21 protein-coding genes are annotated in these 22,999 nt (G+C 71.7%); 12 read left to right on the plus strand and 9 right to left on the minus strand.

Going from position 1 to position 22,999, the window contains the following annotated elements:
- The first annotated feature begins 24 nt into the window (after positions 1-24).
- Together ACIBVQ_RS07090 and ACIBVQ_RS07095 are read left to right on the plus strand one after the other, a co-directional pair.
- Positions 25-636, plus strand: a complete 612-nt coding sequence (locus ACIBVQ_RS07090; RefSeq protein WP_399176170.1) for a Uma2 family endonuclease — start codon at positions 25-27, stop codon at positions 634-636.
- Between the two features lie 119 nt (positions 637-755).
- Positions 756-1,055: a hypothetical protein gene (locus ACIBVQ_RS07095; protein WP_352009788.1), complete on the plus strand. Its 300-nt coding sequence runs from the start codon at positions 756-758 to the stop codon at positions 1,053-1,055.
- Between the two features lie 186 nt (positions 1,056-1,241).
- On the opposite strand, the gene ald is transcribed toward ACIBVQ_RS07095, so the two are convergent.
- Positions 1,242-2,357 (minus strand): alanine dehydrogenase, encoded by a 1,116-nt coding sequence (ald, locus tag ACIBVQ_RS07100; protein ID WP_352009789.1) that lies wholly within the window; start codon positions 2,355-2,357, stop codon positions 1,242-1,244.
- A 115-nt stretch (positions 2,358-2,472) separates the two neighbouring features.
- Positions 2,473-3,867: an aspartate aminotransferase family protein gene (locus ACIBVQ_RS07105; RefSeq protein WP_352009790.1), complete on the minus strand. Its 1,395-nt coding sequence runs from the start codon at positions 3,865-3,867 to the stop codon at positions 2,473-2,475.
- A 287-nt stretch (positions 3,868-4,154) separates the two neighbouring features.
- On the opposite strand from ACIBVQ_RS07105, the gene ACIBVQ_RS07110 reads away from it, so the two are divergent.
- The 9 genes from ACIBVQ_RS07110 to ACIBVQ_RS07150 all read left to right on the plus strand — a co-directional run bounded on the left by ACIBVQ_RS07110 (position 4,155) and on the right by ACIBVQ_RS07150 (position 14,461).
- On the plus strand, positions 4,155-5,501 hold the full coding sequence (locus ACIBVQ_RS07110) for a M20/M25/M40 family metallo-hydrolase (protein WP_352009791.1): 1,347 nt from the start codon (positions 4,155-4,157) through the stop codon (positions 5,499-5,501).
- Between the two features lie 96 nt (positions 5,502-5,597).
- Positions 5,598-6,302 carry an ATP-binding cassette domain-containing protein gene (locus ACIBVQ_RS07115; RefSeq protein WP_399176174.1) on the plus strand — a complete coding sequence of 235 codons (705 nt, stop codon included), beginning with the start codon at positions 5,598-5,600 and terminating at the stop codon, positions 6,300-6,302.
- Positions 6,299-8,560 (plus strand): YhgE/Pip domain-containing protein, encoded by a 2,262-nt coding sequence (locus tag ACIBVQ_RS07120; protein ID WP_399176175.1) that lies wholly within the window; start codon positions 6,299-6,301, stop codon positions 8,558-8,560. The genes ACIBVQ_RS07115 and ACIBVQ_RS07120 overlap by 4 nt, the downstream gene beginning before the upstream one ends.
- A gap of 13 nt (positions 8,561-8,573) precedes the next feature.
- Positions 8,574-9,194 carry a TetR/AcrR family transcriptional regulator gene (locus ACIBVQ_RS07125; protein WP_352009794.1) on the plus strand — a complete coding sequence of 207 codons (621 nt, stop codon included), beginning with the start codon at positions 8,574-8,576 and terminating at the stop codon, positions 9,192-9,194.
- A 124-nt stretch (positions 9,195-9,318) separates the two neighbouring features.
- The gene (locus tag ACIBVQ_RS07130) at positions 9,319-11,148 is read left to right on the plus strand and encodes an extracellular solute-binding protein (protein WP_399176178.1); all 1,830 of its coding nucleotides are present in this window, start codon (positions 9,319-9,321) and stop codon (positions 11,146-11,148) included.
- Positions 11,148-11,897, plus strand: coding sequence for a hypothetical protein (locus ACIBVQ_RS07135; protein ID WP_399176180.1), 750 nt, complete (start codon positions 11,148-11,150; stop codon positions 11,895-11,897). The genes ACIBVQ_RS07130 and ACIBVQ_RS07135 overlap by 1 nt, the downstream gene beginning before the upstream one ends.
- 16 nt (positions 11,898-11,913) lie before the next feature.
- Positions 11,914-12,678: a PspA/IM30 family protein gene (locus tag ACIBVQ_RS07140; RefSeq protein WP_399176182.1), complete on the plus strand. Its 765-nt coding sequence runs from the start codon at positions 11,914-11,916 to the stop codon at positions 12,676-12,678.
- 72 nt (positions 12,679-12,750) lie between these two features.
- Positions 12,751-13,629 (plus strand): LysR family transcriptional regulator, encoded by an 879-nt coding sequence (locus ACIBVQ_RS07145; protein WP_386193251.1) that lies wholly within the window; start codon positions 12,751-12,753, stop codon positions 13,627-13,629.
- 181 nt (positions 13,630-13,810) lie between these two features.
- Positions 13,811-14,461: a LysE family translocator gene (locus tag ACIBVQ_RS07150; RefSeq protein WP_362910031.1), complete on the plus strand. Its 651-nt coding sequence runs from the start codon at positions 13,811-13,813 to the stop codon at positions 14,459-14,461.
- 11 nt (positions 14,462-14,472) lie between these two features.
- Here the strand turns inward: ACIBVQ_RS07150 and ACIBVQ_RS07155 are convergent, their stop codons facing one another.
- From ACIBVQ_RS07155 to ACIBVQ_RS07165, 3 genes are all read right to left on the minus strand, one after another.
- Positions 14,473-14,748 carry a hypothetical protein gene (locus tag ACIBVQ_RS07155; protein WP_362910032.1) on the minus strand — a complete coding sequence of 92 codons (276 nt, stop codon included), beginning with the start codon at positions 14,746-14,748 and terminating at the stop codon, positions 14,473-14,475.
- The gene (locus ACIBVQ_RS07160) at positions 14,741-15,097 is read right to left on the minus strand and encodes a DUF1622 domain-containing protein (RefSeq protein WP_352009801.1); all 357 of its coding nucleotides are present in this window, start codon (positions 15,095-15,097) and stop codon (positions 14,741-14,743) included. The genes ACIBVQ_RS07155 and ACIBVQ_RS07160 overlap by 8 nt, the downstream gene beginning before the upstream one ends.
- 96 nt (positions 15,098-15,193) lie before the next feature.
- On the minus strand, positions 15,194-16,681 hold the full coding sequence (locus ACIBVQ_RS07165) for an FAD-dependent monooxygenase (protein ID WP_399176185.1): 1,488 nt from the start codon (positions 16,679-16,681) through the stop codon (positions 15,194-15,196).
- An 88-nt stretch (positions 16,682-16,769) separates the two neighbouring features.
- On the opposite strand from ACIBVQ_RS07165, the gene ACIBVQ_RS07170 reads away from it, so the two are divergent.
- Positions 16,770-17,417: a TetR/AcrR family transcriptional regulator C-terminal domain-containing protein gene (locus tag ACIBVQ_RS07170; RefSeq protein ID WP_399176187.1), complete on the plus strand. Its 648-nt coding sequence runs from the start codon at positions 16,770-16,772 to the stop codon at positions 17,415-17,417.
- Here ACIBVQ_RS07170 and ACIBVQ_RS07175 read toward each other — a convergent pair.
- The 4 genes from ACIBVQ_RS07175 to ACIBVQ_RS07190 all read right to left on the minus strand — a co-directional run bounded on the left by ACIBVQ_RS07175 (position 17,414) and on the right by ACIBVQ_RS07190 (position 22,985).
- A complete protein-coding gene (locus tag ACIBVQ_RS07175) occupies positions 17,414-18,157 on the minus strand; it encodes an SDR family NAD(P)-dependent oxidoreductase (protein ID WP_362910038.1) in 744 nt (247 codons plus the stop codon). The two genes, ACIBVQ_RS07170 and ACIBVQ_RS07175, sit on opposite strands and share 4 nt — an antisense overlap.
- 28 nt (positions 18,158-18,185) lie before the next feature.
- Positions 18,186-19,511 (minus strand): FAD-binding protein, encoded by a 1,326-nt coding sequence (locus ACIBVQ_RS07180; RefSeq protein WP_386193265.1) that lies wholly within the window; start codon positions 19,509-19,511, stop codon positions 18,186-18,188.
- The gene (locus ACIBVQ_RS07185) at positions 19,508-20,473 is read right to left on the minus strand and encodes a decaprenyl-phosphate phosphoribosyltransferase (protein WP_352009806.1); all 966 of its coding nucleotides are present in this window, start codon (positions 20,471-20,473) and stop codon (positions 19,508-19,510) included. Before ACIBVQ_RS07185 ends, ACIBVQ_RS07180 begins: the two co-directional genes overlap by 4 nt.
- A gap of 154 nt (positions 20,474-20,627) precedes the next feature.
- Complete coding sequence (locus ACIBVQ_RS07190) at positions 20,628-22,985, minus strand: acyl-CoA dehydrogenase (protein WP_399176190.1); 2,358 nt, start codon at positions 22,983-22,985, stop codon at positions 20,628-20,630.
- Positions 22,986-22,999: the final 14 nt, after the last annotated feature.

Here is a 22,999-nt window from a genome sequence, read left to right on the forward strand (position 1 = left end):
ACACGAAGGGAAACAATCGTGCTCATGATGTCACGACGGCGCCCCGCCACTCTGAGGCCCACTCCCGAAACCGCGTCCCACCCCCTGCCCGGGACGCCACGCGAACTGTTCGAGGCCCTCCCCCAGCTTCCCGGGCTTCGCACCGAGATCATCGACGGGAGACTCATAGTGAGCCCGGTGGGCACCCCCGAACACGGCTGGACTGCGACACTTCTTTCCTACGAGCTGCATCCTCTGGTCAGGGAGCGCGGCTGGCATGCCTACACGGGCAATGTCGACGTCTGCATCGACGGGCCTCGCGACCCCGTGGAGCCCGACTTCGTGCTCGCCCCGCCCGACTGCCCCCGCTGGGGAGAGCGGGAGCTGCTGTCGTCCGGTCTCATCATGGTGGCCGAGATCGTCTCGCCCGGCAGCGTCGCCGACGACCGTGACAGGAAGCCCGGCGTCTACGCCCTCGGCGAGGTCCCGGTGATGGTCATCATCGACCCCGTGGCCACCCCGGCGACCGTGACGGTCCTCAGCGACCCCAAGGAGGGGGCCTACCTGACCTCGACCCGGGTCGCGATGGGCTCGCCCGTGCACCTGCCGGAACCGGTCGGCTTCACGCTGGACACCTCGGTCTTCGTGCGCTCCTGAGCGGGTCGTATCCACCCCGGCCCCGGATACGCCCGGCGCCGTACGCCGTGATGGGACGTGGGGGCGATTGCCCGTCACGTCCCGCACGGGAGGGTGGGAGACGTCGAAGGAGGTAGAAGATGAACGTTCTCGCCGTGGGTCACGAGGTCGTCGCGGCGGCTCCGCCGTGGGGGTGGCACGTGCCCTGGTGGCCGGTCTTCCCGGTGTTCTGGGTGCTGGTGTGGGCCGGGGTCGCGACGCTGGTGGTGCGGGCCCGGCGCCGGGGTCTGGGGCCGTGGCGGCGTCCTGAGGTCCAGACGCCCCAGGAGGGCACGACGGCGGCGGCCGAGCGGATTCTCGCCGAGCGGTACGCCAGGGGCGAGCTCGGTGCCGAGGAGTATTTCGAGCGGATGTCGGTGCTCAGAAGCGGCGCTCTCTGAGAAGCGCTGACACCTGGGGACAACCCGGCCGTGACATTCCGCCGTTCGAACTCGGCACTATATGCGGAGAATTGGCGGCCGAAAACGGCTTTCCCGCGCGGAACCGAAGCGCGGGGCCGTACGCGGAGAGAGGGGGGCCGTGTCCCGCGCGCCGGGAGCGCGGGGCACGGTCACGGTGTGGAACGGTCAGTCGGCGATGACCTGCGAGACCGGGGTGTACGGCAGGCCGAGGGACTGGGCGACCTGGTCGTTGGTGAGCAGGCCCGCGTGGGTGTTGAGGCCCGGCGCCAGGCCCGCGTCCTGCTGCAGGGCCGACTTCCACCCGAGGCCCGCGAGCTTGACCGCGTAGGGCAGCGTCGCGTTGGTCAGGGCGTAGGTGGAGGTGTTGGCCACCGAACCGGGCATGTTGGCCACGCAGTAGAAGACCGAGTTGTGGACCTGGTAGGTCGGGTCGGCGTGGGTGGTCGGCCTGGAGTCCTCGAAGCAACCGCCCTGGTCGATGGCGATGTCCACCAGGACCGAACCCGGCTTCATCCTGGAGACCAGCTCGTTGGAGACGAGGGTCGGCGCCTTGGCCCCGGGGATCAGCACGGCGCCGATGACCAGGTCGGCCTCAAGGACCTCCTTCTCGATGGCGTAGGAGGTCGAGACGAGGGTCTTCAGCCGCCCCTGGTAGACGGCGTCGATGAAGCGCAGCCGGTCGACGTTGAGGTCGAGGACGGTGACGTCCGCCCCCATGCCGACCGCGATCTGCGCGGCGTTGAGACCGGAGACGCCACCGCCGATGACGACGACCTTGGCCGGGGCCACACCGGGCACGCCGCCGGGCAGCACGCCCCTGCCGCCGTTGAAGCGCATCAGGTTGTAGGCGCCGACCTGCGGGGCCAGGCGGCCCGCGACCTCCGACATCGGGGCGAGCAGCGGCAGGGTGCCGCCGACCTGCACGGTCTCGTAGGCGATACCGGTGACCTGCTGCCTTAACAGGGCCTCGGTGCACTCGGGGCCCGCGGCCAGGTGCAGGTAGGTGAAGAGCACCTGCCCCTGACGCATGCGGTGATACTCCTCGGCGATCGGCTCCTTGACCTTGAGGATCATGTCCGCCTCACCCCACACCTCGTCAGCGGTGTCGAGGATCTTGGCTCCGGCGAACAGGTACTCCTCGTCGGTCAGGTGCGAGCCGAGACCCGCGCCGCGCTGGACGTAGACGTCGTGGCCGTGTCGTACCAGCTCGTGGACGCCCGCCGGAGTAGCGGCGACGCGGTACTCGTGGTTCTTGACCTCGGCAGGCACGCCGATCTTCATAATCGGTCCTTTCAGCTTCCAAAGGATGTCACCGCATGGCCCGCTGAACGTGGTGACGTTTCAGCGAATGCCGTGACGATTGGGTGAGATCCATTGTGCTGCTGCCAGGGTGAAGTCAGAGCCGATTCCACGCTTCTGTCAGAACCGACCGCAGAATCGACTCGATCTCGTCGAACTCCTTGGGTCCGCAGATGAGCGGCGGGGCGAGCTGGATGACCGGGTCGCCCCGGTCGTCGGCCCGGCAGTACAGCCCGGCCTCGTACAGGGCCGAGGACAGATAGCCCCGGATGAGGCGTTCCGACTCCTCCAGGTCGAAGGTCTGCTTGGTCGTCCTGTCCTTGACCAGTTCGATGCCCCAGAAGTAGCCGGACCCGCGCACGTCGCCGACGATCGGCAGGTCCCGCAGGCGTTCCAGGGTGGCGCGGAAGACCGGCTCGTTGCGGGTCACGTGGCCGAGCAGGTCCTCGCGCTCGAACAGGTCGAGGTTGGCCAGGGCCACGGCGGCGGAGACCGGGTGGCCGCCGAAGGTGTAGCCGTGGGCGAACATCTCGGTGCCGTCCTTGAACGGCTCGAAGAGGCGCTCCGAGGCGATCATGGCGCCGATCGGCGAGTAGCCGCTGGTCATGCCCTTGGCGCAGGTGATGATGTCGGGGACGTAGTCGAACTTCTGCCCGCCGAACATGGTGCCGAGGCGGCCGAAGGCGCAGATGACCTCGTCGGAGACGAGCAGGACGTCGTACTCGTCGCAGATCTCGCGCAGGCGCTGGAAGTATCCGGGCGGGGGCGGGAAGCAGCCGCCCGCGTTCTGCACCGGCTCGACGAAGACGGCGGCCACGGTGTCGGGACCCTCCATCTCGATGGCCCTGGCGACGCGTTCCGCGGCCCAGTGACCGTACTGCTCGGGGGTCATGCCGGGCACGCCGGTGATCTCGTCGGCGCGGTAGTGGTTGGTGTTCGGCACCCGGATCGAGCCGGGGACCAGGGGCTCGAACATCTGCTTGAAGGCCGGGATGCCGGTGATCGACAGGGCGCCCTGGGGGGTGCCGTGGTAGGCGATCTGGCGGCTGATGACCTTGTGCTTGAGCGGCCTTCCGGTGATCTTGAAGTACTGCTTGGCGAGCTTCCAGGCGGTCTCGACGGCCTCGCCGCCGCCGGTGGTGAAGAAGACCCGGTTGAGGTCGCCCGGGGTCTGCTCGGCCAGCCGCTGCGCCAGTTCCGCGGCCTTGGGGTGGGCGTAGGACCACAGCGGGAAGAAGGCCATCTCCTGCGCCTGCTTGGCCGCGGCCTCGGCCAGTTCGCTGCGGCCGTGGCCCGCCTGGACCACGAACAGCCCGGCCAGGCCGTCGAGGTAGCGCTTGCCGTGGATGTCGTAGACGTAGCTGCCCTCGCCTCGCACGATCATCGGCATCTCCGCGTCCCGATAGGAGCCGTGCCGGGTGAAGTGCAGCCACAGGTTGTCCTGCGCGGCCTTCATGATCGAGGCGACGTCGGTGTTTTCGGGGTGGTTCATGGCGATCTTCCCTCGATGAGCTGGGCTCCCCACAGTCTGCACGCCGAACATCACCTTGCCAAGTGAAAACGTGGCAACGGACTGCAATGACATCGGAATCCGCAATGACATCCCACGACATCAACGAAATCCGCGAGCACGGCCCATGCCGCTCCGGTCTCCGGGTTCCGTCCCACGGAATGAGACGCGAAACCATTGGACGATGGAAACGGACACCAATGACGAAGGGTCGTCCACTCGTTGTGATCCAATAGGACGGACCAGATGTTGAGATGCGAGGGAACGTTGTGACTCCTGACGAGATCGAGGGCGCCGTCGCCGCGGGACTGCCCCAGGCGGTCGAGGACCTCAAGCGCCTCGTCGCCATCCCCTCCGTGGCCTTCCCCGGCCACCCGGAGGAGCCGGTGTTCGCCGCCGCCGCGGTGACCGAGGAACTGCTGCGCAGTACGGGATTGCCGCACGTCCAGCAGGTACCGGTCCCAGGGAGCTTCCCCGCCGTCTACGCCGAGGCTCCCGCTCCGCCCGGCGCGCCGACCGTCCTGCTGTACGCGCACTACGACGTGCAGCCCGCGGGCGACCCCGCGCTGTGGCGCACCCCGGCCTTCGAGCCGACCGAGATCAACGGCGCCATCCACGGACGCGGCGCCGCCGACGACAAGTCCGGCGTCATCACGCACGTCGCCGCGCTGCGCGCCTTCAGGGGCCGTTTCCCGGTGGGCGTCAAGGTGATCGTCGAGGGCCAGGAGGAGTACGCCGGGGAGCGCCTTGAGTCCTTCATCGAGCACAACCCCGAACTGGTCCGCGCGGACGCGATCGTGGTCGCCGACACCGGCAACCCCCGCGTCGGCGACCCGGCGGTGACCACCTCGCTGCGCGGCATGGCCGCCTTCACCGTCGAGGTGCGCACGCTGCGCGAGTCGCTGCACAGCGGCTCGTTCGGCGGTGCCGCCCCCGACGCGCTGGCCGCGCTGATCCGGATGCTCGCCTCCCTGCACGACGACCACGGCGACATCCGCGTCCCCGGCCTGCCTCGTGGCACCTTCCTGGGCACCGGCCCCTCCGAGGAGGACTTCCGGGCGACGGCGGGCGTGCTCGACGACGTCTCCCTGGTCGGCTCGGGCTCGCTGGCCGACCGGCTGTGGGCCTCCTACGCCATCACGGTCACCGGCCTGGACGTGCCGACCGTCTCCGGCGCCATCAGCGCCGTCCAGCCCGTCGCCAGGGCGCGGGTGACCGTACGGGTGCCCCCGGCGGGCGACCCGAAGGCCACGACCGAGGCCGTGCTCGACTTCCTGCGGCAGGTCGCCCCCTGGGGGGTCAGGGTGAGCTTCAGCGACCACGTGCTCGGCTCCGGCTTCCTCGCCGACACCGGTGGCGTCGCCCGCTCCGCGCTGAACCGGGCCATGGAGCGCGCCTACGGCAGGCCGCCGCGTGACGTCGGGGCGGGCGGTTCGATCCCGCTGGTCTCCACGCTCGTCAGGCAGTTCCCCGCCGCCTCGATCCTGCTCTTCGGCGCGGAGGACGACGACGCCTCGATCCACGCGCCCAACGAGCGTGTCGTCATCGAGGAGCTGCGCCGTACGATCGCCACGGAGGCGCTCTTCCTCCAGGAGTACGGCTCCGCACCCTTCTGACCTGCGGTGACGTGAAAGGCCCCGCCCGGGAACGGGCGGGGTTTTTCGTTGTGTTAGTTTTTGTACTGACTGGTCAGTTTGAAATGTGGAGGCGAGATGTTCACCGGGGTGGCGGTGCGCGCCGACGACCTTTCCCTCAGGGGCGGGCACGGCTGGGTCTACCGCGAGGTCACCGCCGAGGCCGCCCCCGGCGCGCTCACGGCCGTCGCCGGGCAGGCGGGCAGCGGGCGTACCAGCCTCCTGCTGACCCTGGCCGGCCGGATGAAACCCACCGCGGGCACACTCACGGTCGCCGGAAGGCACACGCCCAGGACCATCAGGCGGGTGGCCGCGCTCGGCCTGGTCGACGGGGTCAACGACCTGGAGCCCGCGCTGTCGGTCGCCGAACACCTGCGTGAGCGGGCACGGGGTCCTCTGGGGTCCCGGCGGGGCGGCCGGCAGGAGACACGGGCGGGCGTCGCGCTCGAACTGGCCGGCCTCGAACGCTCCCCCGGGGACAGGACCCTGGTGCGCGCCCTGGACCGCGAACAGCGTGTACGGCTCGGCCTCGCCCTCGCCCTGCTCGACGAACCGGGACTGCTCGTCCTCGACAACGTGGACACCGGGCTCGACGCGGTACGGCGCGCGGCGCTCTGGGCGACACTCACCGAACTGGCCGCGCTGGGGCTGACCGTCTTCGCCGCGTGCACCGAACCCCCCGAGCCCCCGCGGGCCGGTGGAACCCTCGAAACCACCACCCCCGGGGCCGCCAAGGCGCGCCCGGTTGGGACGCTGCGCCTGCCGGGCCAGGAGGAACGATGAGATCACTTCGGCTGGGCGACCTGGAGCTACGGCGTTTCACCCGGTCACGGCTGACCAGGGCGGCACTGGCGGGGGTCGTGATGCTGCCGCTGCTGTACGCCGGGCTGTACCTGTGGTCGTTCTGGGACCCGCAGGGCAACCTCGGTGACATCCCGGTCGCGCTGGTCGTCGAGGACCGGCCCGCGACCGTGGACGGGAAGACGGTCGACGCGGGCCGGGAGCTGGCCGACAGGCTGCGTGAGCGCGAGGTCTTCGACTGGCACACGACCGACGCGCGGCACGCTCTGGACGGCGTCAACGACGGCCGTTTCTACCTGTCGCTGACCATCCCCGCCGACTTCAGCGCCAGGCTCGCCTCCCCCTCAGGGGAGGGCGCGCCCACCCCGGCCGAGCTGGGCGTGCGGGTGGACACCGGCCGCAGCTACGTCATGCGCACGATCTCCGACGCGGTGTTCGCCGAGGTCAGGGAGTCCGCGGGCCGTACGGCGCTGAAGGACTACTGGGACCGGGTCTTCGTCTCCTTCGGAGAGCTGCACGAGGCGACGGCCAAGGCCGCCGACGGCGCGGGCGAGCTGCGCGACGGCGCGGCCAAGGCGGGCGAGGGCGCCTCCGCCCTGGACACCGGTCTCGACAAGGCCAAGGACGGCACCGGCAGGCTCGTCACCGGCCTGAGCGGCGCGAACGCGGCGACCGGCAAGCTCTCCTCGGGGGCGGCCGAACTTGCGGGCGGGCTGGGCAGGGCACGCGACGGCGCTCGTGAGCTCGGCCGGGGCCTGGACAGGCTCGGCGACGGCGCGAAACGGGTCGCGGCGGGCAACGCCAAGGTCCACCGGCAGGTCCGCGCCCAGATCGCGGCGCTCGACAGGGCGGCAGGCGAGCTGACCAGGCTGCTCGACGCCAACGGCGCGCGGCTGCGGTCCCTGGCCCAGGCCGTCGAGCGGGACGCGGCTCTGCTCGCGGACGGCTCGGGCGGGTCGGGCGGGCAGGTCTCCGGCCAGGCCGCGCAGCAGGCACGACGGCTGCAGAACTGGATCGCCGCCAACCCTGAGGCCGACTCCGCGCTGCGCGGCATCGCCGACCGGCTCTCCGCCTCGACCCAGGCGGGCGAGCCCTCGGGGCCCGCACGTGACGGACAGGCCGCGGCCAGGCTGCGGCGGGACGCGCGGCGCGTCTCCGAACTCGCGGGCCGCGCCGCCGAGATCGCCCCCTCTGCGGGCGCCCGCCTCGAACGGGCCAGGAAGGCCGTGAAACAGCTGGAGGCGGGCCTCGGCGAACTGGCCGCGGGCTCGGCCAAGGTCAGCGCCGGACTCGGCAAGGCGGGTACGGCAGGTGGCCGGCTCGCCTCCGGCCTGACGAGGCTCGGCACCGGAGCCGACCGCCTCAGCCAGGGCCTGTCCCGGCTCGGCGGCGGCATCGTCAGGCTGAGCGACGGCGCGACCAGGGTGGACAGCGGCGTCGGCAGGCTGAGCCGGGGCGCCGGAGAGCTGAGCGACGGCCTCGGCAAGCTGGCCGACGGGTCGAAGGAGCTGAGCGACAAACTCGGCGAGGGCGCGGCCCGCATCCCCGACTACGACGGGGACGAGCGCGCGCGGCGCGCCGACATGATGAGCGAACCGGTCAGGCTGGCCAGCCAGGTCCTCAACCGGGTGCCGAACTACGGCACCGGCTTCGCGCCCTTCTTCGTCCCGCTGGCACTGTGGGTCGGCGCGATGGTGAGCTACATGGTGCTGCGCCCGCTCAACCCGCGCCTGCTCGCCGGTACGGCTCCCGCCTGGCGGATCGCCCTCGCGGGCTGGCTTCCCGGGGTCGCCCTGGGCGCGGCGCAGGTCGGCGTGCTGCTGGCCGTGATCAGGTTCGGGCTCGGCATGGAGGCCGCGCACTGGGCCGGGGTCGTGGGCGTCCTGCTGCTGACCACGGCGGCGTTCCTGGCGATCGTGCAGGCGGTCAACGCCCTGCTCGGGCCACCGGGACGGGTCGCGGTGCTGGCGCTGCTGATGCTCCAGCTCACCTCGGCCGCGGGAACCTACCCCATCGAGACCTCACCGGGTTTCTTCAGGGCGATCTCGCCGTGGCTGCCGATGAGCTGGGTGGTCAGCGCGCTGCGCAGGCTGATCAGCGGCGGTGACCTGACCGTCGCCTGGCAGGCCTGCGGGGTGCTGGCCCTGTTCACCGTCCTGGGCCTGGCCCTGAGCGTCTACGCGGTGCACCGGGGCCGTACCTGGACCATGCGCCGCCTGCACCCGGAGCTGGCGCTGTGACTACGGTTGGCGCATGACGAGACAGCGGGCCGCGGGCGGGGAGGACGGCCGCAGGGCCGCGACACGGCTTCGGCTGTTCGGCGCGGCGGTAGAGGTGATCGCCGAGGACGGCTACGCGGCGGCGACCGTCGAGGCGATCGCCGAACGGGCCGGGGTGGCCAAGGGCACGGTCTTCTACAACTTCGGCAGCAAGGACGGGCTCTTCACCGCCCTGCTCGAACACGGCATCCGGCAACTGGCGGAGACGATGACCCGGGCGGCCCAGGCCCAGGAGAGCCCGCTGGAGGCGCTGGACGCGGTGATCATGGCGCAGCTGCGCTTCTTCGAGGAGTACGCGGCCTTCGCCCGGGTGCTGCTGACCGAGATGTGGCGTACGGCCTGGCAGGAGACGATCGCCACGCTCAGGCGGGAGGTGCTGGGCGTCTACGCGGACACGCTGCGCGAGGCGGTCATCCGGGGAACGGTCCGCGCTGACCTGGACGTGGAGACCGCGGCGACCGCGCTGTTCGGCATGGTCCTGACCACCTCGATCGAGCGCAGGGCGCTGCATCCCACCCGCCCGGTCGAGCAGTTGCACGCCACCCTCGTCGACCTCGTCCACGGACGGGTAGCCGATCACCTCTTGTCCGAGTAAAACGGTTCTTCCTACGATCGTCTGACGATGCACCGGCTCTTCGCCCTTGATCGCGGATCACGGTTCCCGCCGGGGCGGTGGCGAACTCCGCGTCGGACAGACACCACCATCCTCAGGAGGCCGGGTGCAGCAGCCGCAGCGACGACGCAGGAACGTCGCCCCGTTCGTCATCGCGATCCTCGTCGCCGGCAGTCTGATCGTCGGCCTGCGGCTGTTCATCGGAGCCCGGGACGACGAGGGCGGCGGAGGCGGCGAATCCGGGAAGGGCACCGAAACCGCGGCGGCCTGCGACGGCGAGAGGATACGGCTGACCGTGGCCGCCTCCCTTGAGAAGGCCGAGCTGCTGAGGAAGATGGCGGCCGGCTACAGCGGCAGGAAGGTCGGCGCCCGGTGCGCCGAGATCGCCGTGACCAGGTCGAGCGGCGGCCTGATCCAGGCGCTCGCCAGAGGCTGGGACGAGGGACGGGACGGCCCGCGCCCCGACGTCTGGTCCCCGGCGAGCAGCAGCTGGATCGCCCTGCTCAGGCAGCGCGCCGCCGCGGCGGACACCGCCTCCCCCGTCGCCGACGACAACCCGTCGATCGCCAAGACGCCGCTGGTCATCGCGATGCCCAAGCCGATGGCCGAGGCGCTCGGCTGGCCGGGCAAGAAACTCGGCTGGTCCGACCTGCTCGAACTGTCGAAGAGCTCGTGGGCCAAGTACGGCCATCCCGAGTGGGGTGCCTTCCGGCTGGGCAAGACCAACCCCAACTTCTCGACCAGTGGCCTGAACGCCACCATCGGCACCTACTTCGCGGCCACCGGCCTGTCGGGCGACCTGTCCGAGCACAACGTGGCCGACCCCGCGGCGCGGGAGTTCGTGCGGGGGGTCGAGCACTCGATCGTGCACTACGGCGACACGACGCTGACGTTCCTGTCGAACCTGCAGCGGGCCGACGACGCCGGGACCGGCCTGAGCTACATCTCCGCCGTGGCCGTCGAGGAGAAGTCCGTCTGGGACTACAACGAGGGCAACCCGACCGGCGACCCCACGACGCTCGGCGAGCACGGCAAACCCAAGGTGCCGCTGGTCGCGATCTACCCCAAGGAGGGCACCCTCTACTCGGACAACCCGTACGCGGTGCTGACCACGCCGTGGGTGGACGACGCCAAGCGCGCCGTGGCCGCCGACTTCCTGGCCTACCTCCAGGCGGCGCCGCAGCAGAAGCAGTTCACCGACCACGCCTTCAGGTCGCACGACGGCAAGCCCGGCGGGCTCATCACCCAGGCGAACGGGCTGCTGCCCGCCGAACCGGGGAACACGCTCAGCCCGCCCGCCCCCAACGTGCTCGACAAGGTGCTGTCCAGTTGGGCCGAGCTGCGCAAGCCCGCCAACGTGCTCATGGTGATCGACGTCTCCGGCTCGATGGGCGCCCAGGTGCCCGGCACGGGCAGGAGCAAGCTCGAACTCGCCAAGCAGGCGGCCGTCAACGCGCTGCCCCAGTTCGGGCCGCACGACCAGGTCGGCCTGTGGATGTTCTCGACCGAGCGGGACGGCGCCAAGGACCATCTGGAGCTGGCCCCGATGGCGACCGTCGACGACGCCCAGCGCAAGCGGCTGCGGGCCAGGCTCGGCGGGCTGACCCCGGACGGCGGGACCGGCCTGTACGACACGGCGATGGCCGCCTACCAGCACGTGCGCGGGCGGCACAGCGGTGACGCGATCAACGCGGTCGTCTTCCTCACCGACGGCAGGAACGAGGACAACAACAGTCTCTCCCTGGACAAACTGCTGGCCGGGCTGCGCACCGAGCCGTCCGGGGAGTCGGTGCGGATGTTCACGATCGCCTACGGCCAGGACGCCGACCTCGGCGTGCTCAGGCAGATCTCCCAGATGACGAACGCCGCCGCCTACGACTCCAGGGAGCCGGGGAGCATCGACCAGGTGTTCACCGCGGTGGTGTCCAACTTCTGATGTCCCGGCTCGGTGAGGAACTACGCGACCCGTGGGGGCTGCTGCTCGGTGTGACCGCGGCGGGCGCCGCCTGGGCCGTGAACGTGCCCCCGGCGGCCGCCGTTTTCGTCGGGGCCGCCGTCTGGCTGACCAAGGTGGGCAGCGCCGTCCTGCAGGGCCGGGACGGCGGCCGTACGGCGACCGTCACCTCGGGCAGCCAGGAGGAGCGGTGGCTGCGGCGGGCGGAGGAGGCGACGCGGAGCTTCGACGAACTGGGCGCCTCGATGGGGGACGGCCCGCTGGCCGGGCGGGTCGCGCTGATGCGTCCCCAGGTGGACGACGCGATGGCCGCCCTGCGGCGGCTGGCCCAGCAGGCGTCGCTGGCCTGTGCCGCGCTGGACAGGTTCGACCTCGACCAGCTCATGCGGGAGCGCCTCCGGCTGACCGGCGCCAGGGAGCAGGCCAGGAAGGAGGTCGTCGAGGACATCGACCGCGCGCTCGCCTCGCTGGCCGCCCAGCTTGAGGTGGTCGACCGGCTCGCGGAGACCAGGGACCGGGCGCTCGCCCGGATGGAGTCGAGCACGATCAGCATCGAGGGGCTCCTGGCGCGGGTGGTCGAGCTGGCGGCGACGTCGGCCACCGGGGTCCTGGACCCGGCACGGGTGCTCGACGAGCTGGCCGCCGGGCTCGAAGGGGTCCGCGTGGGCCTGCGTGAAACCGAACAGATCACTCGCGACGCGCTGGACCGGCAGCCCCCTCCGGAGCGGTAATCGGTAAGGAGTCCCCATGTTCGCACTCGTCCGCAGGGCCTGGCGCTATCTCGTCTTCGCCCTGTCCGGCAGGCTCTCCGAGCTGTCCGACCCCCGGGTCCAGATCGAGCAGGCCGTACAGGAGGCCAGGGAACGGCACCGGGTGCTGACCCAGCGGGCGGCCTCGGTCATCGGCAACGAGCACGAACTTGAGCTGCGGCTCACCCGCGCGACGGAGGAGACGGACCGTCTCCAGGAGAACGCCCGCCAGGCGGTCCTGCTGGCCGAGGGGTCCAGGGCCGCGGGGGAGGAGGCCAAGGCCCGTTCCTACGAGGAGTCGGCCCGCGCCTTCGCCTCCCGGCTCGTCGCCGCGGAGGACTCGCTGCGGGACACCCGGCTCATGTACGAGCGCGCGCGGCAGGCCTCCGACCAGGCCCGCGCGGCCGTCGACACCAACGCCGCCGCCCTGCAGCGCACGCTCGCCGAACGGATGCGCCTGCTGTCGCAGCTCGACCAGGCCGAGATGCAGGAACAGCTCAACAGGGCCATGGGTGAGCTGTCCGGGCTCGGCCCCGCCGGGGAGACCCCGACCCTCGGGGAGGTCAGGGAGAGGATCGACAAACGGTACGCCCATGCCCTCGGTGAGGCGGAGCTGACCACAGGCTCCGTCGAGGCCAGGATGCTGGAGGTCGAGCGCGCCACCCTCGACGTCGAGGGCGCCGCCCGCCTTGAGGACATCAGGCGCGGTCTCGGCCTCGGCCGGGAGGAGGGGCCGGGGGATCAGCCGACCGGCAGGTCATAGGCACGGCATGGCCGTACCAATGCATAACGTCCAGTGCCTGTCTTTCCGCTGATTCATCGATAACTTTGATACATGCTCGACGTCGTACGGCTTCGTGTCCTGGCCGCCGTCGCACGGCACGGCTCGGTGACCGCCGCCGCCAGGGAACTGCACTACTCCCAGCCCTCCGTCAGCCACCATCTCGCCCGGCTCGAAGCCGAGACCGGGGCCAAACTGATCCAGCGGGCGGGCCGGGGCATCCGGCTCACCGAGGCGGGGCGCCTGCTGGCCGAACGGGCCGCCGAGATCGTCGGCCGCATCGACTCCGCCGCCGCCGAGCTCTCCGCGCACGTCGGCCTGCGCGCGGGCCGGGTCAGGCTGGCCGCCTTCCCCGCGGCGCTCGGCACGTTCGTGCCCGGGGCGGTCTCGCGGCTCGCCAGGGAGCATCCGGGACTCGAACTGCGCCTGACCGAGACCGAACCGCACGAGGCGCTGCGGATGCTCCGCGCCGGCCACGTGGACGTGGCGGTCGTCTTCCACCACTCTGGCACCGGCGCCGAGGCCGAGGGCGTCCGGCTGACCCACCTGATGGACGACCCCGGCTACCTGGTCACCTCGGGTGTGCCCGGCGACCTGTCCGCGCACCGGGACTCCCCGTGGATCGGGGGTTGCGACCGGTGCCGCGGCCCCCTGCTGCGGTTGTGCGCGCGTGCGGGCTTCGCTCCGGACATCTCCTTCACCACCGACGACGTCGTCGCCGCCCAGGCCCTCGTGGCCGCCGGGATGGGGGTGACGCTCCTGCCGGGCCTGGCCCTGCGCGCGCACCGCAACCCGGGGGTCAACGCGGTGGAGGTGCCCGGCTCGACCCGGCACATCCACGCCGCCACGTACGGCGAGCCGCCCCCTCCCCCGGCGACGGCCGCCCTGCTGACCGCCCTGACCGCCGCGGCCCGCGCGACCGACGTCCCCTGAGGCGGAGCCGTACGGCCGGGCCGCGGCCCCGGACAAGGCCCCGGACGAGGCCCTGGACGAGGCCGTACGGCCAGGCCGCGATCCCGAGCCGGGCCGTACGGTTCCGGCTGCGGCTCCGGGCGGGGCCGTACGGTGGAAAAACCTGAGGCGAACGGCCAGGTCACCCTTCTACGATCCGGATATGCCGGACCTGACGACGCTCACTCTCTTCGCCGCCGCGACCCTCGCCCTGCTGCTCGTGCCGGGCCCCGCGGTCCTGTACATCGTGACCCGCAGCGTCGCCCAGGGCCGTACCGCGGGCATGTTGTCGGTGATGGGCATCCACCTGGGCTCCGTGGTCCACGTGGCCGCCGCCGCCCTGGGCATCAGCGCGCTGCTGGCCGCCTCCGCGACCGCGTTCACCGTGGTGAAGTACCTGGGCGCGGCCTACCTGGCCTGGCTCGGCGTCCGCAAGCTGATGGCGGCCCGCACCGAGGGCGACGCCCCCGCCGAGCTCGGGACCGCCTCCAGGTCGCGGCTGTTCTGGGAGGGCTTCGTGGTCAACGTGCTGAACCCGAAGACCGCGATCTTCTTCCTGGCCTTCCTCCCGCACTTCACCGACCCCGCGCGGGGCCCGATCGCGCCGCAGATCGTGGTGCTCGGCCTGATCTGGATCGTGCTGGGCCTCACGAGCGACGGGGCCTTCGCCCTGCTCTCCTCCGCGCTGGCCGGGCGCCTGCGCGGCTCCGCCCGTGCCCGGCGCCGCCTGAACGTCACCAGCGGCGTCGTCTATCTCGGTCTGGGAGCCGTCGCGGCGTTCACCGGCGAGAGCGCCCAGGCCGCCAGGGCCTGAGCGCGGGTCTCTCAACGGGTCTCTGCGGGCGTTCGCCGCCGAGGCGGTCGCGGCCGGGTCAGGAAGCCCGCCACGACGACCTTTCGGACGACCACCGTGAGCGCCGCCAGGGCGATCGCCGTCCACGTCTGGGCCCGAGAAAGGCGCAACAGACCCGCCGCGACGAGGAAGTCGAGCAGCACCGCCATCGCGCCCCCGGGTCCGCCGCCACGCGCCAGCACGGCGAACGAGGCGGCCAGTCCCATGGTGACGATCAGGACGACGGCTGTCCCGAGGAGGTCAGCCATCGCCGATCATGCTCCTCTCCCGCTCGATCTCCCTGCTCAGGAAGAAGTTCAGCGCGGTCCTGATCGTCGCGATCGCCGCCAGTTGCCCGATCTGGGCGAAGCTCGGTGAGACGGCCGTCCGCAGCACGTCACCGGCCAGCTGGAACTCCAGCCCCAGCGCGAGGAATCTGCCCAGGAACAGCCGGACGGTGACGAACCCATCACCGTCCCCGCGCACCGCAGCCAGCAGGAACCGCGCGAAGGCCGTGACCGCCCCGGCGAAGATGACGATCGCGCCCGCCGCCTCGACGAGACGGACGAGCAGGTTGACGACCTCCCCGAGGCTCTCCTCCGGCAGGAGATCAGGCATGTGGTGCTGGTACCCGCTGACCCGCGGGCCAAGCGGCCCCGCCCCCGGGCGACCTCAGCGGGCGGGCCTCAGCGGGCCGGGCCTCAGGGCCGGGCCTCAGCGGGCCGGGCCGAACCAGGTGGTGAGGGCGGCGCGCAGAGCGGCCTCCTCACCTTCGGAGAAGGCCCCGGCGACCCAGGCGACATGGCCGTCCGGGCGCACAAGCAGCGCCCGGGGGGCGGGAACCTCCCCGGCGCCCGGCACGGTCCACACCCGCTCCGCGCAGCTCGCCTCGACCAGGTCGACCCGGCCGTCCCATCCCTTGACGACCTCCCCCGCCTCCCCTGCCGGCCCGAGATCGAGCAGCACCGGCCTGGCCGTGTGCAGCAGGCCGTACAGCCTGACCGGGCCGTCCGGGGTCAGCAGGTCGAGGTCGGGGACCCGGCGGCCGAGCAGCGGGTGGTCCCCGCCCAGCGGGTACCGGACGTCCAGCGCGGTGATCATGCCGCTGAGCAGCCGGTTCACCTCGTCCACCTCGATGAGGCGGCCGAACGTCTCGCGCAGCGCGGTCATCTGCTCTCCGGGGCGCCCCAGCACCGTCTGCGCCCGTGTGTTGCGCAGCACCTCCTCGGCGACCGGGTGCCGTTCGGCGTGGTAGCTGTCCAGCAGTTCCTCCGGCGCCGTGCCGTTGACCACCAGGGCGAGCTTCCAGCCGAGGTTGAACGCGTCCTGCACGCCCGTGTTCAGCCCCTGGCCGCCCGCGGGGAAGTGGATGTGCGCCGCGTCCCCGGCGAGCAGCACCCGGCCCTCGCGGTAGCGCTCGGCCTGCCGGGCGGCGTCGCCGTACCGGGAGACCCAGCGGGGATCGTGCATGCCGTAGTCGGTCCCGGCGATCCTGACCATCGTCTCCCGCAGCGTCTCGAAGGTCACCGGGGCGTCCCGGTCGGCAACGTGGTCGTACTCGTTGGTCATCACCCGGTACCAGTCCTGGTCGAAGGGAAGCACCGTGAAGGAGCCGTGCTCCCTGCGCTCCTGGAAGATCACCTCCTTGGGCGGGTCGGCGAGCGACACGTCGCCGAGCAGCGCGGTCATCGTCGCCGGGGTTCCGGGGAAGCCGATCCCGGCGAGCTTGCGGACCGTGCTGCGCCCGCCGTCGCAGCCGACCAGGTAGGACGCGCGCAGCCTGCCGCCGCCTTCGGTCCCGACCTCGACGCCGGTCGCGTCCTGACGCAGGTCCGTCACCCCGGACGACCAGCGCACCCGCACACCGAGCTGGGCGGCGCGCTCCTCAAGCAGCCGTTCGATGGTCGTCTGCAGGACCATGAGCAGGAAGGGATACCTGGTCGCGAGGCCGCTGAAGTCCAGTGGCAGCGCGGAGAAGTGCCCCGCCTGCAGTCGCCGTCCGACGTCGAGGAAACCGCCGAGAAGGCCCCGCTGGTCGAGAACCTCCATGGTGCGCGCGTGGATGCCCCCCGCCCGTGACTCCCGGCCGCGCTCGGCGAGCCGGTCGAGCACGACGACCTCGACGCCCGCCAGCCTCAGCTCGCACGCGAGCATCAGCCCGGTCGGCCCGCCGCCCACGACCACCACGTCCGTCTTCTCCATGATCGCCCCCTTAACGCCGTTAAATTTAACTGCGTTAAGGATTAATTGAACGATGTTAAGCTGTCAAGGGCACAGGACGGAGAACGGGATGAAGATCACTGCCGAGGAGATCGCGCGGACCTCACTGCGACTCCTCAACGAGGTCGGCCTCGACGGGCTCACCATGCGCCTGGTGGCCAGGGAGCTCGGCGTGCAGGCCCCCGCCCTCTACTGGCACGTCAAGAACAAGCAGGAGCTGCTCGACGTCATGACCGGGATCGTGTTCGCCGAGAGCACCGTGGGGCTTGAGCTACCCGGACGCGGCACCCCCTGGGACGAGTGGCTCGCCGACAGGTTCCGGCTGCTGCGCCGTACGATGCTGTGCTACCGCGACGGAGCGCGGATGATGGCGGGCACCCATGTCACCGACCCGGCCATCTTCCGGACCACCGAACTGGCCCTGCGGACCCTGGGGGACGCGGGCTTCCCCCTCGACGTGGCCGCCCGCTCCCTGCCCACGCTCCTGCACTACACGATCGGCTTCACCATCGAGGAGCAGGCCCGCACCGGCGAGGCGTACGGCGAGGCGGGCAACCCCTACCAGGAGGGACTGCTGGCCGCCTCCCTCGACCCCGGGCGTTTCCCCCTCACCCTGCGGGCCCTCCACCGCCTCTTCGACGACGACGGGGACGCGAGCTTCGAGTACGGCCTGCGGATCATCCTCGACGGCATGCGCGCCCTCCTGAAGGAGGACTAACGGGGCATCCTCCGCCACACGGCGCGAGGCAGGACACGCATCACCGCGAACATCGCGCGCAGCGCGCCGGGCACCCACACCACCTCGGCACCGGAGCGCAGCCCGGCGACCACCGCGTCGGCGACCTGGCCGGGGGTCGAGGACAGCGGCGCCGGGGACATGCCCTTGGTCATCCTGCCGATCACGAAGCCCGGCCGGACGACCATCACCCGGGCACCCGAGCCGTGCAGCGCGTCACCCAGCCCCTGGGCGAAGCCGTCCAGGCCCGCCTTGGCCGAGCCGTACACGAAGTTGGCCCTGCGCACCCGGATTCCCGCGACCGACGACAGGACGACCAGCGTGCCGTGGCCCTGCTCGCGCAGCCGCCGGGCCGCGAAGAGCCCCGCGGAGACGTGCCCGCCGTAGTTGACGGCGACCGCCCGCGCGGCGGCCACCGGGTCGGCGTCGTAGACCTCCTGGCTGCCCAGCACCCCGAAGGCGGGGATGATCACGTCGAGGTCGCCGACCAGCTTCACCGCGGCCTCGATCACCTCCCCGTGCGTCTCCGGCGCCGAGGCGTCGAACTCAAGCAGGTGCACCTCGGCGGTGCCGATCGCCGGGGGCGTCTCACCGGGGTCCCGCGAGGCCAGCACGACCTTGCGGGCACCGTCGCGGACCAGCCGTTGGACGATCTCCAGACCGATCTCGCTGCGCCCGCCGAGCAGCAGCACGGTGTCCACCGAGCCCAGGGCGTTCTTCATCGGACGAGCCTCCCACAACCTGTCGTCTTCACAGCCCGAGTCTCCTGGCCAGGTCGGAGCGGAAGACCCCGGCGGGGTCGGCCTCCTCGCGGATCTTGCGCCACTCGTCGAGCCTGGGGTACATCGCGGCCAGGGACCGCGCCGACATGCGGGAGTCCTTGGCCAGGTAGAGCCGTCCGCCCGCCTCCATGACCCACCCGTCGAACTCCCGTAGCAGCCGGGCGAGACCCGCGCGGCCCGCCGGGATGTCCAGGGCGAGGGTCCAGCCGGGCATCGGGAACGACAGCATCCCCGGCGTGCCGGGACCGAACCGCTTGAGCACGGTCAGGAAGGACACCACGCCCTCGGCCGAGAGCCTGGAGACGATCCGCCGCAGCGTCGCCTCCTCGCCGAAGGGCACCACGAACTGGTACTGGACGAAACCGTTCGACCCGTAGACCCGGTTCCAGCCCTCGACGAAGTCCAACGGGTGGAAGAACGGCCCGATCTCCTGGATCAGCCCCGTCGCCGGACGCGACTTCCGGTACCAGGCCTCGTTGAAGGCCCGCACGGTCAGCGGGTTGAGCATGCCGTTCGGCGCCCACGGCGGTGCCTTCAGCCGCGTCCTCGGCGCGAAGGCCAGCGGCTCGGTCCCCCTGGGCAGCTCGGCGCGGCTCGCGTGGTCGCCCCGGGTGAGCACGCTGCGGCCCATCCTGGCCCCCGAGGCGAGCAGGTCGATCCAGGCGACCGTGTAGCGGTAACGGTCGTCGGTCGCGGTCATCGTCTCAAGCGTGTGCTCCAGGTCACGGGTGCGTTCGACGTCCACCCGGACCCGCGAGGTCTCGATCGGCACACACTGGAAGACCGCCTCGACGATCACCCCGGTGAGCCCCATCCCGCCGACCGTCGCCCAGAACAGCTCGTCGGCCGGTGTCACCGTACGGCTGCCGCCGTCCGCGGCGACCAGCGTCAGGGAGCGCACGTGGGCGCCGAAGGAGGAGTCCACGTGGTGGTTCTTGCCGTGCACGTCCGCCGCGACGGCCCCGCCGACCGTCACGTGCCTGGTGCCCGGTGTGACGGGGACGAACCAGCCCTTGGGCACCAGGGCCGTCATCAGGTCGTGCAGGCTGAGTCCGGCGCCCGCGGTGACCAGCCCGGTGGACTCGTCGAGGGACCACGAGGTCAGCGAGGTGCAGTCGAGGACGAGTCCTCCGGCGTTCTGCGCGGCGTCGCCGTAGGCCCGGCCGAGTCCTCTGGGGGCGACGCCCCGGTCCGAGGCCCGCCGTACGAGGTCGGCGACCTCCTGCGGTGAACGAGGCCTGGCCACTCGCGCGACGGTCGGCGCGGTACGGCCCCAGCCGGTCAGCAGGGTCATGTGAGGTAGATCCCGATCAGGAGCGGAAGAAGGAGAAGGGCGACGAAGAGCTGGGTGGGCCGGTCACGCAGGGCGAGTTCCTCGGGCTCCTCGCCGACGCCCCGGTCGACCAGCAGGTTGTGCCGCAGGACGATCAGCACGAAGGGGACGATGCTGATCGGGTAGAAGGGCCCCGAGTGCTCGTTCAGCGCCCACAGGCAGTAGGTCACGATCATGGCTCCCGAGGCCATCATCCTGACCCCGGCCAGATAGCCGGGCGTGTAGGCGGCCAGGATGGCCCGGGTCGCGTTGCCGGTCTCGTTGCCCATCGCGGCGCGCAGCTCGGTCTCGCGCTTGCCCGCGACGAGCTGCAGCGAGCCGAGCGAGATGACCACGAGGAACCAGCTCGTCACCGGCACCTGTACGGCGATCGCCCCGGCGAAGGCCCGGATGACGTGGCATCCCGCGACCGCGACGAGGTCGACCACCTCCTGGTGCTTGAGGTAGTAGGTGTAGGAGAAGGTCAGCGACAGGTAACCCGCCACGACGAGCGGCAGCCGCCAGCCACCGGACAGCGCGGCGATCGCGGGGGCCAGCAGCACGAACGCGATCCCGACCGCCCAGGCGAGCCGTATCGGGACCAGGCCCGCGGCGATCGGGCGGTGGCGTTTGCGCGGGTGGCGGCGGTCCGCCTCGACGTCGGAGGCGTCGTTGAGCAGGTAGGCCCCGCTGGCCGCGACGCAGAAGGCGGCGAAGGCGATCAGCGCGTCCAGCATTCCCTGCACGGTGAACAGCACGCCCGCCGCGGCGGGGGCCGCGAAGATCAGGCCGTTCTTGAGCCACTGGCGGGGCCTGCAGGCGCGCAGGAGGGCGACCGGCGAGAACCTCCGCGCCGGCTCGACGTCCACGGGTGGCTCAGGCTCGGCCTGCGGCGGTCCGAGCACCGTCTCATCGCTCGTCGCCTCACGGCTGGAACCGCTCATCGCTTCACGACTGGGACGGGGCCCGAAGGAGGCGTGGGGGGAATTGTCACCTTGGGCATGGTGATCTGATTCTTGCCTTCCTGTGGCGTCGTCCACAAGGTCATTGACGATGGGAAAAGTCATCCAGGCCGAAACCGTACAGTAGCGGCGCGAATCACCTGCCGGGTTCCGGGTCGCGGGGCAGGCCGAGCAGCCGTTCACCGATGATGTTCAGCTGGACCTCGGTGGTACCACCGTAGATCGTCATGGCCCGGGTGGCCAGGATGGCGCGGTTCCAGTGGCCCGCGTCGCCGAGCGTACGGTCGGCGGCGGTCACCGCCGCGGCGCCCAGCAGGCCGACCGCGCACTCGGCGACGTGCTGGGCGTGTGAGGTGGACAGCAGCTTGCGGACCGAGGCGTCGCCGCCGGGTTCGGCGCCGCTCAGCTGCCGCAGCGTCACCCGCAGGCCGAGCGCGTCGATCGAGTGGCCCTCGCAGAGCACCTCCGCCAGGTCCTGGCGTTCGACGGCGGTCAGCTCGCGGCCGAGCCTGCCCACGAACCCGAGCAGGTCGCGGATCGAGGAACCGGTGCCGCCCGTCCCCGAGGAGAGCAGGACCCGCTCGTTGGACAGGGTGTTGCGGGCGACCCGCCAGCCGTCGCCGACCTGGCCGACGACCAGCTCGTCGGGGACGAACACGTCGTCGAGGAAGACCTGGTTGAACATGCTCTCCCCGGTCATCTCGGTCAGCGGCCTGACCGTGACGCCCGGGGTCTTCATGTCCACCAGGAAGTAGGTGATGCCCTCGTGCTTGGAGCCGGTCGAGGAGGTGCGGGCGAGGCAGATGGCCCATTCGGCGATGTGCGCGATCGAGGTCCAGACCTTCTGGCCGTTGAGCCGCCAGCCTCCCTCAACCCGTTCCGCCCTCGTCTGGAGGGAGGCCAGGTCGGAGCCCGCGCCCGGCTCCGAGAACAGCTGGCACCAGACCGTCTCCCCGCTGAGGGTGCGGGGCAGGAAGCGTTCCTGCTGCTCGGCGGTGCCGTAGGCGACGATCGACGGCACGACCCACGCGCCGATGATCATCTGGGGTGGCCTGACCCGGGCCGCCCGCAGCTCCTGGAGGATGAGCACCTGTTCGAGGGGGGTGGCCTCGCGCCCCCACGGCCTGGGCAGGTGCGGCATGACGTAACCGGCCTCGGCCAGCGCCCGCCGCTGCCGCCGGCCTTCGAGCCCGGCGAACCCGGCGACCTCGGCGCGGACGCGTTCACGGAGCCCGGCGGCCTCCTCGGGCAGGTCGATCTCCATCTGCGGGCGCACGCCGTCCAGCGCCAGCCCGGCGACCTTGTCGGCCCACCCGGCGGAGGGACCGAGCAGCGCGCGCAGGCTCAGCGCGCGGCGGTAGTAGAGGTGGACGTCGTGCTCGTAGGTGTAGCCGATGCCGCCGAAGATCTGGATCGCGTCCCTGGCGCACCCGACGGCGGCGTCCGGCGCGACCACCCCGGCGACCGCGGCGGCGTAGGCCGCCTCCCGGGCGTCCCCCCCTGCCGCCCGCGCGACGTCGTCCTCGGCCGTCCGCGCGGCGCCGCCCTCTCCGAGGGTCCGTACGGCCGTGCCCTCCCCGGCCTCCTGTGCGACGTCACCCCCGGCCGTCCGTGCGACGCCGTCCTCCTCGGCGGTCCGCGCGGCCCGGACGGCGTCCCACACGGTCGCGCGGGCCTGTTCGAGCGCGACGAGCATCCGGGCCGCCTTGTGCTTGACCCCCTGGAACTGCCCGATGGGACGGCCGAACTGCACGCGGCCCCTGGCGTACTCGGAGGCGGCGCGCACGCACCAGGCGGCCACGCCCGCGGCCTCGGCCCCGAGCAGGATCGCCGCCAGGTCGTGGACGCGCTCCGAGCTCAGGCCGTCGAGGACCCTCCCCGGCGGCACCTCGACCGACTCGGCCTCGACCCTGGCCACTCCCCGGGTGAGGTCCAGCGCCTGGATCGGTGTCACGGTCACCGTTGAGGCGTCCACCACGACCCACACCCGCTCCTGCCGCGTGGCGACGGGAAGCACCAGGACGTCGGCGAGGGTGCCACCCAGGAGCGGTTCGACAACGCCGCCGACGGTCAGTGTGCCGTCCTCGCCGCGGGTGCCCGTCAGGGAACCGGCCGAAGGGCGGGTCAGCGCGACCGCGCCGGTCAGCGTGCCGTCGGCGAGCCCGGGGAGCAGTTCGGCACGGGCCTTGCCGTCCGAGGCCAGGATCACCGCGCTCGCCAGGACGGTCGGCAGGAGGGGGCCGGGGGCGACCCGCTCCCCCAGCGCCTCGACGGCCACGGCCGTCTCCAGCAGGCCGTATCCGCTGCCGCCGTACTCCTCGGGAAGGTGGAGGCCGAGGAGCCCCTGGGCGGCGAGGCTCGTCCAGAACGCCGGACGGGTCTCCTGCGGGGCCTGCACGGCGGCCCGCAGGACCTCGGGCGGGATGTTCCGCGCCGCCCAGCCGATCACCGACTCGCGAAGCTCCCGGTGCTCCTCCCCCAACCCGATCGCCATGACAGAGCCTCCAG

The organism is Streptosporangium sp. NPDC049376 (genome assembly GCF_044466505.1).
In the GTDB taxonomy this organism is placed as follows: domain Bacteria; phylum Actinomycetota; class Actinomycetes; order Streptosporangiales; family Streptosporangiaceae; genus Streptosporangium.